Origin of the sequence: Sphingomonas sanguinis (assembly GCF_001476905.1) — a bacterium.
GTDB lineage: Bacteria > Pseudomonadota > Alphaproteobacteria > Sphingomonadales > Sphingomonadaceae > Sphingomonas > Sphingomonas sanguinis_B.
In genome coordinates this window covers 51,068-65,063 of sequence record NZ_LDTE01000064.1, presented here as the reverse complement: position 1 = coordinate 65,063, position 13,996 = coordinate 51,068, and the positions used below count along the sequence as shown (strand labels likewise).

11 protein-coding genes and 1 other RNA gene are annotated in these 13,996 nt (G+C 66.8%); 4 read left to right on the top strand and 8 right to left on the bottom strand.

The genetic code is table 11. The features are described from left to right. Positions 1-786 (bottom strand): TPM domain-containing protein (locus SB4_RS10870; RefSeq protein ID WP_058752567.1); only part of this gene is annotated, 786 nt, incomplete at its 3' end. Between the two features lie 10 nt (positions 787-796). Further along, positions 797-1,390 carry a LemA family protein gene (locus tag SB4_RS10865; RefSeq protein WP_058752566.1) on the bottom strand — a complete coding sequence of 198 codons (594 nt, stop codon included), beginning with the start codon at positions 1,388-1,390 and terminating at the stop codon, positions 797-799. 108 nt (positions 1,391-1,498) lie between these two features. Here SB4_RS10865 and mscL point away from each other — a divergent pair, with 108 nt between their 5' ends. Then, positions 1,499-1,951, top strand: coding sequence for a large conductance mechanosensitive channel protein MscL (gene mscL, locus SB4_RS10860; protein WP_058715460.1), 453 nt, complete (start codon positions 1,499-1,501; stop codon positions 1,949-1,951). A 161-nt stretch (positions 1,952-2,112) separates the two neighbouring features. On the opposite strand, the gene SB4_RS10855 is transcribed toward mscL, so the two are convergent. Then, complete coding sequence (locus SB4_RS10855; protein ID WP_058715459.1) at positions 2,113-2,544, bottom strand: RrF2 family transcriptional regulator; 432 nt, start codon at positions 2,542-2,544, stop codon at positions 2,113-2,115. A gap of 37 nt (positions 2,545-2,581) precedes the next feature. Here SB4_RS10855 and ssrA point away from each other — a divergent pair. Further along, positions 2,582-2,931: a transfer-messenger RNA gene (ssrA, locus tag SB4_RS18960) on the top strand. 304 nt (positions 2,932-3,235) lie between these two features. On the opposite strand, the gene mutS is transcribed toward ssrA, so the two are convergent. From mutS to SB4_RS10840, 3 genes are read right to left on the bottom strand one after another with little or no spacing between them, the layout of a single operon-like run. After that, positions 3,236-5,806 (bottom strand): DNA mismatch repair protein MutS, encoded by a 2,571-nt coding sequence (mutS, locus tag SB4_RS10850; protein WP_058752575.1) that lies wholly within the window; start codon positions 5,804-5,806, stop codon positions 3,236-3,238. 27 nt (positions 5,807-5,833) lie between these two features. Then, on the bottom strand, positions 5,834-6,109 hold the full coding sequence (locus SB4_RS10845; RefSeq protein ID WP_058752565.1) for a type II toxin-antitoxin system RelE/ParE family toxin: 276 nt from the start codon (positions 6,107-6,109) through the stop codon (positions 5,834-5,836). Further along, positions 6,097-6,276: a hypothetical protein gene (locus tag SB4_RS10840; RefSeq protein WP_058715457.1), complete on the bottom strand. Its 180-nt coding sequence runs from the start codon at positions 6,274-6,276 to the stop codon at positions 6,097-6,099. Before SB4_RS10840 ends, SB4_RS10845 begins: the two co-directional genes overlap by 13 nt. A 132-nt stretch (positions 6,277-6,408) precedes the next feature. Between SB4_RS10840 and SB4_RS10835 the strand changes: the two genes are divergently transcribed. Both SB4_RS10835 and SB4_RS10830 read left to right on the top strand, forming a co-directional pair. Then, positions 6,409-8,667: an NADP-dependent malic enzyme gene (locus tag SB4_RS10835; protein ID WP_058752564.1), complete on the top strand. Its 2,259-nt coding sequence runs from the start codon at positions 6,409-6,411 to the stop codon at positions 8,665-8,667. A 205-nt stretch (positions 8,668-8,872) separates the two neighbouring features. Beyond that, complete coding sequence (locus SB4_RS10830) at positions 8,873-11,272, top strand: TonB-dependent receptor (protein WP_058752563.1); 2,400 nt, start codon at positions 8,873-8,875, stop codon at positions 11,270-11,272. Positions 11,273-11,424: 152 nt separating this feature from the next. On the opposite strand, the gene SB4_RS10825 is transcribed toward SB4_RS10830, so the two are convergent. Further along, a complete protein-coding gene (locus tag SB4_RS10825) occupies positions 11,425-13,596 on the bottom strand; it encodes a primosomal protein N' (protein WP_058752562.1) in 2,172 nt (723 codons plus the stop codon). Between the two features lie 57 nt (positions 13,597-13,653). Further along, positions 13,654-13,914 (bottom strand): DUF333 domain-containing protein, encoded by a 261-nt coding sequence (locus SB4_RS10820; RefSeq protein WP_082670115.1) that lies wholly within the window; start codon positions 13,912-13,914, stop codon positions 13,654-13,656. Between the last annotated feature and the right edge of the window lie 82 nt (positions 13,915-13,996).

The window sequence follows — 13,996 nt, the reverse complement described above, 5'->3', positions numbered from 1 at the left end:
GCTCCAGCCGCCGCCCGATCCGCCGCCACTGCCCCAGCCGGGGCCCCAGAGGATGATCGGCCAGCCGCCGCCGCGTCGTCCGCCACCGCCGCCATGATCGTCGTCATCGTCGTGGAAACGCTGGCCCTGTTTGCGGCGGACGATGGCGAGAACGACGAATGCGCCGATGAACACGATCAATATGACGAAGATCGGAAAGCCATTGGCATCCCCGCCGCCACGTTGATGCTGACGATCGAACTGCTTCGCAGCCTCGGCCACCTTCGCTCTGGCCTCCTCCGGCGAGGCGCGCAGCTGGGCGATGACGGCATCCGCACCGGCGTTCATCGCACCCGATATGTCCCCCGATTCGCGAAGGCGCGGCAACATCAGCGTACGAATCATCTGCGACGACCAGGCGTCGGTCAGGATCGGCTCCAGCCCGCGCCCGACCTCCAGCCGGGGCCCGCGCTGGCCCTTGCCCTCATTGGGTGCGACGAACAGGATCGCGCCATTGTCGGCGTCCTTCAGCCCGACACCCCAGGCGCGACCCAGCCGATAGCCATAATCCTCGATCGGATAGTTCTGCAGATCGGGGATTGTCGCGACCACCAGCTGGCGGCCGGTATCCCTTTGCAGGGACTCCAGCTTCGCCTCGAGCTGCGCCTTGGTGGCGGGGTCGAGCTTGTTCGCGGCGTCGACGACCAGTCCGTCGAACTTGGGGAAGGTCTGCGCCATCACGGGGACGGCGCAGAGGATCAGCCAGAGCCCGAGGACCGGGCGGAGCAGCCGGGTGAACCGGGTCATCGAGGTAGGATCAGTTACCGAAGTTCACCTTGGGCGCGTTCTCGGCCCCTGGGGTGGTCGCCTGATAGGGCGTCATCGGCTTGGCACCGTAAAAGACCTTGGCGCCGATCGCGTCGGGGAAGGTGCGGATGCGGACGTTATACGCCTCCACCGCCTTGTTATAATCGCCGATCGCGATGTTGATGCGGTTCTCGGTGCCCTCCAGCTGGCTCATGAAGGTCTGGAAATTGTCCTGGCTCTTCAGGTTCGGATAGGCCTCGACATTGGCGAGCAGCCGGCCGAGCGAGCCGCTCAGCTGGCCCTGCGCCTGCGCGAACTGCTGCATCTTGGCGGGGTCGGACAGGTCCGCGCCGGTCACCTGGACCGAGGTCGCCTTGGCGCGGGCGTTGACCACCTCGGTCAGGATCGACTTTTCCGACGCGGCGGCGCCCTTCACCGTCGCCTCGAGATTGGGGATCAGGTTGGCGCGGCGCTGATAGGCGGCCTGGACATCGGCCCATTTCGCCTTAACGTTTTCCTCCGCCGTCGGCACGCTGTTCATGCCGCAGCCCGACAGGGCGACGGCCATCACGACCGGGGTCAGGGCAAGGGCGGAACGACGCATTCGACAAATCCTCCATCAACTGTATCGGCTATATAAGACGCGGCGGTCCCTTGGCGAAGGGCAAAAGCGACGATAGCGTTGAACTTCATCGATTTGAGGGAGTGGGCGATGCTCAAGGAATTTCGGGCCTTCATCGCGCGGGGCAATGTCCTCGACCTGGCGGTGGCGGTGATTATCGGCGCGGCGTTCAGCAAGATCGTGACGTCGCTGACCGACGACGTGCTGATGCCGGTCATCGGCAAGATCTTCGGCGGGCTGGATTTCTCCAGCTATTTCGTTCGGATGGGGCCGATTCCGGCCAATTATGCGGGCTCGCTGACCGATTACGCGGCGCTGAAGAAAGCGGGCGTGCCGCTGCTCGGCTATGGTGCATTCGTGACGCAGGCGGTCAATTTCGTGATCGTCGCCTTCATCATCTTCCTGCTGATCCGCACCGTGAACCGCGCAACCGCGATGTTCGAGAAGGACAAGGCGGTTGCCGCCGCCGAGCCAAAGGCCGAACCCGCCGATGTCGCGCTGCTTCGCGAAATCCGCGACGAACTGCGCGCGCGGCGTCCATAATTTATCGCGCCACCCCGGCGAAGGCCGGGGGCCAGTCGCCACCAGGCTGGGGGGGCGGGACGACGTTGCGTGGGAGGCGGCGGCTTTCCGCCTTCGATCGCTCACTGCAACTAGACCCCGGCCTTCGCCGCGGTGGTGCGGAGTTGATGAGGTGAGGGAGTTTACGCCGCCGCCAGCTTCTTGGCGGTGGCGTCTGCCAGGCTGGTCCCGTCCAGAATCCGCGCCGTCTCGTCGCGCACCCGCATCATCGCATGGCGGATGGCGCAATCCGCCTCGCTCTTGCAGTCGTTGCAGGGGCGGTAAGCCGTCCGGCTGACGCACGGCACCAGCGCGAGCGGCCCCTCGATCGTGCGGATGATGTCGCCCAGCGAGATCAGGTGCGCGGGCCGCGCGAGGCGGTATCCGCCCATCTTGCCACGCTGGCTGTCGAGCAGCTGCGCGCCCTTCAGGTCGGCGAGGATCAGCTCCAGAAACTTGCGCGGGACATTCGCCTCGGTCGCGATGCGCGTCATCGAGGTCGGCGGACCATCGGCAGGCATCTCCGCCAGGAATAGCATCGCGCGCAGCGCATAACGGGACCGCTGGGTCAACATGGAGCTCCCCATGGACCCAAATTGGGGCGAGCGAAAGGCATTTGCGTAAACCCGCCGGGATACCTATATCCCTTCGTGCCGGGTTTCACCCGGCTATGACGATAAACTGCGGCGAGTAATAGACGCAGCGGACCCGGGGGCAGTACCCGGCGGCTCCACCATAAAAGGTGGTGTACTTGGACACCGTTTCTGACGGGGCCGAACCAGGATCGACGTGTGTTGAAAAGCGCTGTTTTCGTTCGGAATGGGACCACCGCAACGGCCCATACTCACAAGTGCCAACGATAACGAAGCACTCGCGATTGCGGCGTAATTGAGGGCCTCACGGCCTGACATTACACCAAAATAGCGCGGTCGGACCCCACCGGGCAACAGAAGGGGAATCCAGCGGTACGGGGAGCACCGGGCAACAGAAGCTCCCCACTTTCCCGCTTTTTGATGAGCGTGCTGAGCCTCTCGCCAGTTACATCACCGTCCGTTCGCGCCGAGCAAAGTCGAAGTGCGCGGACTGCCCCCGTTGCAGGGCGCTGGGGTGTGGGTGCCCACCCTATCTTCGACCCCGGCGAAGGCCGGGGCCCAGGCTCCACCCAGTTGATGGCGCGCTACCCGGCGCGGGGGAGGCAAGCCGTCCCACGCCTTTGATCGTTCACCGCAACTGGGCCCCGGCCTCCGCCGGGGCACGGAGAGGGGCTTACCCCTCCCGCGCCAACGCCTTCAGCTTGTACAGCGCATCCAGCGCCTCGCGCGGGGACAGGGCGTCGACGTCGAGCTTCTCCACCTCCGCCCGGATCGCGTCGCATTGCTCCTCTTCGATCTGCGCGGCTGCCGCGAACAGGGGTAGGTCGTCCAGACCCGCCGCCAGCCCGCCGGTCTTGGCACGGCCCGCCTCCAGCTTGGCGAGCACCGCCTTGGCGCGCGCCACCGTCGCGGGCGGCATCCCGGCGAGGCGCGCCACCGCCAGGCCGTAGGAGCGATCGGCAGGCCCTTCCGAAACCTCATGCAGCAGCACCAGTTCGCCCTTCCACTCGCGCGCGCGGACATGGTGGAGCGACAGCGCCTCGCAGCGCTCGGCCAGCCGTGTCAGTTCGTGATAGTGAGTCGCGAACAGGCAGCGGCAGCGATTATCCTCGTGGATCGCCTCCACCACCGCCCAGGCGATCGCCAGGCCGTCATAGGTCGAGGTGCCGCGGCCCACTTCGTCCAAAATGACGAAGCTGCGCGGGGTGGCCTGTGCCAGGATCGCGGCGGTTTCGACCATCTCGACCATGAAGGTCGAGCGGCCCCGCGCCAGATTGTCCGACGCGCCGACCCGGCTGAACAGCCGGTCGACCAGCCCGATCTTGGCGTGCGTGGCGGGGACATAGGACCCGGCTTGCGCCAGCACCGCGATCAGCGCGTTCTGGCGGAGAAAGGTCGACTTGCCGCCCATATTCGGCCCCGTCACCAGCCAGAGCCGCGAGCTTTCCGACAGCGAACAGTCATTGGCGACGAACCGCTCGCCCGAGCGTGCGACCGCCGCCTCGACCACCGGATGCCGCCCGCCCGTCACGTCGAAACAGCTGTGGTCCACCAGTTCGGGCCGCCCCCAGCCGCCCTCGACCGCGCGCTCGGCCAGCCCGCTCGCGACATCCAGCCGGGCGAGCGCATCCGCCGTCGCGGCGATCCCTTCGCGCGAGGCGAGCGCGGCGGCGGTCAGTTCCTCCAGATGCGCGGCCTCGGCGGCCAGTGCATGGGCACCGGCCTGCGCGACCTTGCTGGCGACCTCGTGCAGCTCGGGCGTGTTGAAGCGGACCACGCCCGCCAGCGTCTGGCGATGGGTAAAGCCCGAATCCGGCTTCATCAGCGCATCGGCTGAGCGCGCGGGTACCTCGACATGATAGCCGAGCACGCCATTGTGACGGATCTTCAGCGCGGTGATGCCGGTCTTCTGGCGGAACTCGGCCTCCAGCGCGGCGATGGCGCGGCGTCCGCCCGCGCCCGCATCGCGCAGGTCGTCGAGCGCCACGTCATAGCCCGCCGCGATATAGCCGCCCTCGCTCGCCTCGATCGGCGGCGAGGGGACAAGCGCGCGGCGGAGCAGGTCGATCAGTTCGCCATGGCCGCGCAAACGGGGTGTTGTCTCGCGCAGCAGGGGAGGGCCGTCCGTCAGTTGCTCGGACAGCGCCCAGGCTCCGTCGAGGCCGTCGCGCAACTGCCCCAGATCGCGCGGAGAACCCCGTCCGGCCGCGATCCGCCCGATAGCGCGACCGATATCGGGCAGCGCCCGCAAGGCCGCGCGCAGCCTTTCGCGAAGCCCCGCATCGTCATGGAAATGCTGCACCAGATCGAGCCGCGCCTCGATCGCATCCCGGTCCATCAACGGCGCGCCGATATCCCCTGCCAGCGCCCGCGCACCCGCGCCCGTCACCGTCCTGTCCACCGCATCGAGCAGCGAGCCCTTGCGCTGGCCGTTGGCGGTCTGGGTCAGCTCCAGGCTCTCGCGCGTCGCCGCGTCGATCGCCATCGCGCCCGCCGCCTGGTTCAGCACCGGCGGGCGGAGGAAGGGCAGGGCACCCTTGGCGGTATGGTCGAGATAGGCGACCAGCCCGCCCGCCGCCGACAGCCCGGCGCGGCTGAACTGACCGAAGCCGTCCAGCGTGGCGACGCCGTAAAGCCGCTTCAGCCGGTCCTCGCCGCTGCCGCTGTCGAAGGTCGCCGACGGGCGCAGCGTCGTCGCAGCATCGGCGTGCGCGGCATTTTCGGCGGCGACCACTTCGGCGGCGGCGAGGCGGGCGAGTTCGGCCCCCAGCGCATCCGGCTTCACGTCGATCACCACGAACCGGCCGGTCGAGATGTCGGCGGCGGCCAGCGCCACCGCGCCGCCCGCCTCGCCGATCGCGACGCACCAATTGTCGCACTTGGCGTCGAGCAGCGCCTCCTCGGTCAGCGTGCCTGCCGTCACCACCCGCACGATGCCGCGCGCGACCAGCGCCTTCGACCCGCCGCGCGCCTTGGCCTCGGCGGGCGTCTCCGTCTGCTCGGCGATGGCGACGCGGTGCCCGGCCTTGATCAGGCGCTGCAGATAGGCGGTCGCGGCATGGACAGGCACGCCGCACATCGGAATCTTCTCGCCTTCATGCTCCCCGCGCGAGGTCAACGCGATGTCCAGCACGCCTGAGGCGATGCGCGCATCGTCGAAGAACAACTCGAAGAAATCGCCCATCCGGTAGAAGAGCAGGCAATCCTCGGCCTCGGCCTTCAGCGTCAGATACTGCGCCATCATCGGGGTGGGGGTGGTCATGGGGCTTCTTCAATCGTCGGAAAGTTGGGTGGCGTGGCGGATGCCGAGGATCAGGACGGTGTCGCCGTGATGTTCGTAGCGCAGGATATAAGGACGAACTGTCACCATCTCGCGGCGGCCATGAGAAATGGGCCTACCGCGATCCGGGAATTGCCGCAGGGATTCGGCGACGTCGATCAGTCTTTCACCCAAGCGCCGAGCAGCGTCGGGATCAAACAGCTCTATATAATCGACGATCGCGGCGAGTTGGAGCGAGGCCTGAATCGACCAGCTTATTTCAGCCATTCGGGGGGCAGGGGCTTGCGATCGGGGGTGCCCCAGGTCTTCAGCCATTCGGCCATCTTTGCATGGCTTACGAAACGGCCCGCCTTGAAATCAGCCCGCGCGCGTTTGTCGGCGGCTAACTCCGCCGCCTTGTCACGCTGCTCGAAAATGCCGGGCTCATGCTCCATAGATCAATGTATAAGGCTGATGCTTCGCCTTGCCTAGGGCGGCAAAACTCCCGCGTGACAGGGTTGTCAGCCGTGCCCGAAAGCTTCAAGAGCCGTAGCGTCCTTGTATCCACAGCATCGAAGGCCGCGCGCATGTCCGACGAACCCACCGACCAGTTCTCCGAGCGCGAGGCCCTGCTGTTCCACTCCGAGGGGCGCCCCGGCAAGATCGAGATCATCGCGTCCAAGCCGATGGCGACGCAGCGTGACCTGGCGCTGGCCTATTCGCCCGGCGTCGCGGTGCCGGTGCTGGCCATCGCCGAAGATCCCGCCACCGCGTACGACTATACCGCCAAGGGCAATCTGGTCGCGGTCATCTCCAACGGCACCGCGATCCTGGGCCTGGGCAATCTGGGCGCACTGGCATCCAAGCCGGTGATGGAGGGCAAGGCCGTCCTGTTCAAGCGCTTCGCCGATGTCGACTCGATCGATATCGAGCTGAAGACCGAGGATGTCGACCGGATCATCGACGCGATCGAGCTGATGGAGCCGAGCTTCGGCGGCATCAACCTGGAAGACATCAAGGCACCGGAATGCTTCATCATCGAGCAGACGCTGCGCGAGCGGATGAACATCCCCGTTTTCCATGACGACCAGCACGGCACCGCGATCATCTGCGCGGCGGGTCTCATCAACGCCTGCCTGCTGACCAAGCGGCGGCTGGACGAGATCAAGGTCGTGGTCAACGGCGCGGGCGCGGCGGCGATCGCCTGCACCGAGCTGATGAAGGCGATGGGCGTGCGCCACGACAACGTCATCATGTGCGACCGCACCGGCGTGATCTATCAGGGCCGCGACGACATCAACCAGTGGCAGTCGGCGCACGCCGCCGCCACCGACCGCCGCACCCTGACCGAGGCGCTGCACGGCGCGGACGTGTTCCTGGGGCTTTCGGCGGCGGGTGCGCTGAAGCCCGAGATGGTCAAGGACATGGCACCTTCGCCGATCATCTTCGCGATGGCCAACCCGGAACCGGAAATCCGCCCCGAACTGGCGAAGGCCGCGCGCCCCGACGCGATCGTCGCGACCGGGCGTTCGGACTATCCGAACCAGGTCAACAACGTCATCGGCTTCCCCTTCATCTTCCGCGGCGCGCTCGACGTGCGCGCGACCGGCATCAACGACGAGATGAAGATCGCCGCCGCCAACGCCATCGCCGAACTGGCGCGTCAGCGCGTGCCGGAAGAAGTCGCGCTGGCCTATGGCACGCAGCACAGCTTCGGTCCCGAATATATCATCCCCGCGCCCTTCGACCCACGCCTGATGGAGCTGGTCCCCTCTGCGGTGGCCAAGGCGGCGATGGATTCGGGCGTGGCGACGCGGCCGATCCTGGACATGGACGCCTATCGCCAGAAACTGCGTGCGCGCCTGAACCCGACCACCTCGGTGCTGACGCTGGCCTATGAAGGCGCCCGGGCGCATCCGAAGCGTGTACTGTTCGCGGAAGGCGAAGAGGAAGTGGTGCTGCGCGCCGCCATCGCCTTCAAGGAAGGCGGCTACGGCACGCCGGTGCTGGTCGGCCGCGACGACGTGTACGATCGCCTGAAGGCGCTGGGCGTTACCAATCCCAAGGAATATGAGGTCCATAACAGCCGCACCTCGGAGATGGTGCCGCAGATGGTCGACTTCCTGTACGAGCGGCTCCAGCGTCGCGGTTATCTGCGCCGCGATGCCGAGCGGATGATCAATCAGGACCGCAACATCTTCGGCTCGGTGATGCTGCAACTGGGCCAGGCCGATGCGATGATCACCGGCATCACCCGCACTTATGCGCAGAGCTTCCGCGAGATTCGCCGGGTCATCGATCCGGTCGACGGCAAGGTGCCGTTCGGCATCCACCTGCTCGTCGGGCAGAGCCACACCGTCTTCATCGCCGACACCACGGTCAACGAGCGTCCCTCGGGCGAGGAACTGGCCGACATCGCCGAGCGCACCGCGGCGGTCGCGCGCCGCATGGGGCATGAGCCGCGCGTGGCGTTCCTGTCCTACTCGACCTTCGGCAACCCGGAAGGCCAGTGGATCGACAATGTCCGCGACGGCGTGGCCGCGCTCGACAAGCGGCAGGTCGGCTTCGAATATGAAGGCGACATGGCGCCCGACGTCGCGCTGAACCCCAAGCAGATGGCGAACTTCCCCTTCTCGCGCCTGTCGGGTCCGGCCAATGTCCTCATCATGCCGGGGCTGCAGTCGGCCAATATCTCGGCCAAGCTGCTCCGCGAACTGGGCGGCGACAGCATGATCGGCCCGATGCTGATCGGCATGGAAAAGCCGGTCCAGATCGCGCCGATGACCTCGACGGCCGGCGATCTGGTCACGCTGGCGGTGCTGGCAGCGGGCGGCATCGCGCGCTGATCCTCGCCGGAAGACCATAGGGCAGGGGGTCGGGCAACAGGGGTTGCCCGACCCCTTTTTCGTGCCCCCGTGAGAGAGCGAATTCGGGCGTGACCCGGAAAGCACATTCCGCCTCCGTCACAATCCGGTCACCGCGTTGTCGCGGACATGTCATGCCCCGGTCCCATGCGCCCGCCTCATCCGTGAAAGAGCCATTGGGGGCGAAATGAAGATCATGAAGTTGCTGGGTACGGTCGCGCCGATCGCTTTGATCGCGCCTGCGGTGTCGGCGCAGACCCTGCCCGCCCAGGCCGCCGTCGCCAGCGCGGCCGATCCGGTCGCGGCCGATCCGGCGACCCCCGCCGCGACCGATGACCAGGCCGGTGCCTCGGGCGACGTCGTCGTGCTCGGCTTTGGCCAGAGCCGTCAGATCCAGACCGTCACCGCCGCCGATCTGGAGCGCCTGACCCCGGGCACCTCGCCGCTCAAGGCGATCTCGAAGCTGCCGGGCGTCAATTTCCAGTCGGCCGATCCGTTCGGCGCCTATGAATGGTCGACCAAGATCTCGCTGCGCGGCTTCGACCAGAACCGCCTGGGCTTCACGCTCGACGGCGTGCCGCTGGGCGATATGAGCTATGGCCCGACCAACGGCCTGCACATCAGCCGTGCGATCATCTCCGAGAACATCGCCTCGACCAGCGTGGCGCAGGGTGCGGGCGCGCTGGGCACCGCATCGACCAGCAATCTGGGCGGCACGATCGAGTTCACCAGCCGCGCGCCGTCCGACACCGCCGCGCTGGCCGCCTCGGGCACCTATGGCAGCAACAACACCATCCGTGGCTTCGTCCGCGCCGACAGCGGCGACCTGGGCGGCGGCCTGAAGGGCTATCTGAGCTATGCCTATCTGACCACCGACAAGTGGAAGGGTTATGGCAGCCAGCGTCAGCATCAGGCCAATGCCAAGATCGTCAAGGATTTCGGCGATCGCGGCTCGATCACCGGCTTCTTCAACTTCTCGGATCGCCGCGAGAACGACTATCAGGATCTGAGCCTCGATATCATCAAGCGTCGCGGGCTCTATAACGACAATATCTCGAACGATTATCCGCTTGCGATCCTCTACGCCAAGCAGGCGACGAACGGCGCAGCAGCCGCGGCTTATGCAGCCAAGAACAACGGTTCGCTGACCGGCTTCACCGCGCCTTATGCGGGCGTGCAGATCGGCCTGCCGAGCGGGATCACGCTGGACGACGGCTATTATGATGCCGCCGGTCTGCGCCGCGACTATCTGGGCGGGATCACCTTCGCCGCCAAGCTGACCGACGCGCTGTCGCTGACCTCGACCAGCTATTATCATCACAACAAGGGGCAGGGGTCGTGGATCACGCCCTATACTCCGACGGTCGCGGGCGCACCCAATGCCGACGGTACGCCGATCGCCAATCCGGCGCCGCTGTCGTTCCGCACGACCGAATACAGCCTGGCCCGCGCAGGGACCATCGCCAAGCTGGCGCTGAAGACGGGTGTCAACACGCTGGCCCTGACCGGTTGGTATGAGAGCAACACGCTGCACCAGGCGCGTCGCCTCTATGGCATGACCGACACCGCGACGCCGAACCGCAATGCGCTGGACTTCCAGAGCAATCCGATGGCGACCGTGTGGAACGGCAAATACGATACCGAGACGCTGCAATATTCGATCGGCGACACGCTCGATATCGGCCAGCTGACGCTGAACGGCGGCTGGAAGGGCGTGCGCGTGCGCAACCAGGCCAACACGCTGGCGGGCACGCTGGCGCGCGGCAAGATCAAGAGCGAAGACTGGTTCCTGCCGCAGATCGGCGCGGTGCTGCATCTGGGCAACCAGGCCGAACTGTTCGCCAGCTATACCGAGAATATGCGCGCCTTCATCGCCGCCGCGACCGCGCCGCCCTTCTCGATCAGCCAGGCTGCGTTCAACGCGGTGTCGGGCACCGTGCGCCCTGAAAAGTCGAAGACCGCCGAGGGCGGTGTGCGCTATCGCACCGGCGGGCTGCAGCTGTCGGCGGCCGGTTACTATATCGACTTTTCCGACCGCCTGCTGACCTACTCGATCGGCACCGCGATCCAGGGCATTCCGCCGACGCTGAACAATGTCGGCGGCGTCGAAAGCTATGGCGCGGAGGTTTCGGCCTTCTACCGCCTGACCCCCGCCTTCTCGGCGCTGGCCAGCTATTCCTACAACCACGCCACCTATCAGCAGACGGTGCGCGACGGTTCGGGCAATCTGCTGGCCGAGAAGGGGCGCTATGTCGTCGACACGCCGCAGAACATGGTCAAGGGCGAGCTGGTCTATGACGACAGCCGCTTCTTCGGCCGCGTCGGCGCGGACTATATGTCGAAGCGCTACTTCACCTATCTGAACGACCAGTCGGTCGCGGGCCGCGTGCTGGTCGATGCCAGCATCGGTTATCGGTTCCCGCAGGAATGGGGCGGCTTCTCGATCGAGGGCAGCGTGACCAACCTGACCGACAAGAGCTATATCTCGACCATCGGCACCAACGGCTTCACCGCCAGCGGCGACAACCAGACGCTACTCGCGGGTGCCCCGCGCCAGTGGTTCGTGACGCTGAAGAAGGGGTTCTGATAGCGTCCTCCGCTACCCTCTAGCCGCTCCCCTCCCGTAAACGGGAGGGGATGGGGGAGGGCGGGGAGTCTCACCGAGACCTATGCCTGCGGCTTTCCCTCCCCCATCCCCTCCCGCCTGCGGGAGGGGCGTGTTTGGGGCGATCGGCGCCCTCACAAAAAGCTGTACGGGTCCACATCCACCGCGACGCGCACCTTTGCGGACCATTCCAAGCCGCCCAGCCATTCGCGAATGACATCCTGTACCGCCAGCGCCCGCCGGGCATGGACCAGCAACCGAAACCGATGCCGTCCGCGCAGCATTGAAAGCGGCGCGGGCGCGGGTCCGAAGACGTGCATCCCGTCCACCTTCGGCGCCGCGCGGGCAATGGCGTTGGCGGTGGACTGTGCGGCGCCCTGATCTTCCGATGACACGATGATCGCGGCATAGCGGCCGAAGGGCGGCGCATCGGCATCGCGCCGTGCCTCGGTTTCGGCCGTATAGAAAGCCTCGGCATCGCCTGTTACCAGCGCCTGCATCACCTGCGCCTTCGGGCTGTGCGTCTGGATGAAGACATGGCCCGGCTTGGCCCCGCGCCCGGCGCGGCCCGACACCTGCCGGATTTGCTGGAAGGTCCGTTCCGCCGCGCGCAGGTCGCCGCCGTCCAATCCGAGATCGGCGTCGATTACCCCGACGAGCGTCAGGTTGGGGAAATGATAGCCCTTGGTGATCAGCTGCGTGCCGACGACGATATCGATGTCGCCCGCCTCCATCCGCCCGACGAACTCCGCCGCCTTGGCGGGGGACCATATCGTGTCGGAGGTGACGACGGCGATCTTCGCCTCGGGAAACAGCGCCGTCGCTTCGTCCGCGATCCGCTCGACGCCGGGGCCGCAGGCGACCAGCGTGTCCTCGCCGTCGCATTCGGGGCAGGCACGCGGCGTGGGCAGGACATGGCCGCAATGATGGCAGGCCAGTCGCCGGACCAACCGGTGCTCGACCATCCAGGCGGTGCAGTTGGGGCATTGGAACCGATGCCCGCAGGTCCGGCACAGGGTTAGCGGCGCATAGCCGCGGCGGTTGAGGTAGAGCAGCGATTGTTCGCGCTTCTCCAGCACCTCCTTCATCGCGGCGACCAGCTTGGGCGCGATCCAGCGGCCGCGCTCGGGCGGGTTCTGGATCAGGTCGATCGCCTCGATCGTCGGCATCTGGGCGGGGCCGAAGCGGCCGGGCAGCTTGACCTCGGTATAGCGGCCCAGCGCCACCTGCTGCCGCGTCTCGATGGCGGGGGTGGCCGAGGCGAGGATCACCGGGCAGGGCTCGAACTTGCCGCGCATCACCGCCACGTCGCGCGCGTGATAATGGACGCCGTCTTCCTGCTTGAAGCTGGTCTCGTGCGCCTCGTCGACGACGATCAGGCCGAGATTGGCATAGGGCAGAAACAAGGCCGAGCGCGCGCCAACCGTCACCAGCCCCTGGCCGCTGGCAATGGCCCGCCAGGCGCGGCGTCGCTGCGAGGAGCGCAGGCCCGAATGCCACGCCACCGGCTCACAGCCGAAGCGGTCGTGGAAGCGCTTCAGGAACGGCTCGGTCAGCGCGATTTCGGGGAGCAGGACCAGCACCTGCCGTCCCTCGGCGATCGCCTGCGCCACCGCCTCGAAATAGACCTCGGTCTTGCCCGATCCGGTCACGCCGTCGAGCAGCACCGGCTGGAAACTATGCGAGGTGACGCCAGCGACCAGAATGTCCGCCGCCGCGCGCTGGTCCTCGGACAGCTCGGGGCGGTGATGGTTCGGGTCGGGCAGAGGGAAGGGGCTGTCGATATCGACCTCGACGCCTTCGATCGCGCCGTTCTTCACGAGGCCCCGAATCACCGCGTCGGAGACATCGGCCATCGTCGCCAGTTCGCGGATCAGGCCCTGGCGGTCGCCGATCCGCTCCAGCGCCTGCCTCCGCTGCGGGGTCAGGCGGTCGGGGACATGGCCGGTCACGCGATACTCGGTGACGGTTCGCGCGCCCTCCAGCGCGGAGGTGGAGGACAGCGCCATGCGCACCACCGCGGCGGGGGAAGCGAGATAATAGTCCGCCGTCCACTCGATCAACCGCCGCAGCGCGTCGGGCAGAGGCGGCGCATCCGCGACGCCCAGCAGGGGGCGCAGGCGATTGTCGCCGACCTCGGCATCCGACGGCATCCTCTCCGGCTCCCACACCACGCCGAGCAACTGGCGGGGACCGAGCGGCGCAACGACGATCGACCCCGGCTCGACCGTCATCCCGTGCGGCACACGATAGTCGAGGGGGCCGAGCGCGGAGTTCAGGACAAGGACGCGGGCGCGCGAAGACATGGACCCGCTATATGGGGCGGTATGGCCCGGAGGGAAGGGCCGGTGCCCGTGAGGGCGTCAGCGGAACGGATTGTTCCGGGGGGCTGGCTTCTTGCCGTTGAACATGCGGAACAGCGTCCATTCCTCGACGATTTTCTTCCCCGGCAAATAGCACAGGCCGATTGCCCCGCCATCGGCCAGCGTAGCCGAAACGGATCGGCCGCCCATCGTCGCGCAGAAGGTCGAGGCGGGGTTGGCGATGGTCGCGGCGGTGGCAGGCATGGCGGTCGGTAGAATGACGGCCGCAGCACCGAAGGCGAAGATGGCGAAAGTCTTCATGCTAGCGATCTCCTTAGAAGGGATCGCGATAGGGTGGCGGGGGTGAATATCGCATGACGATCCGGCCCCCGCCCCCCGGCCC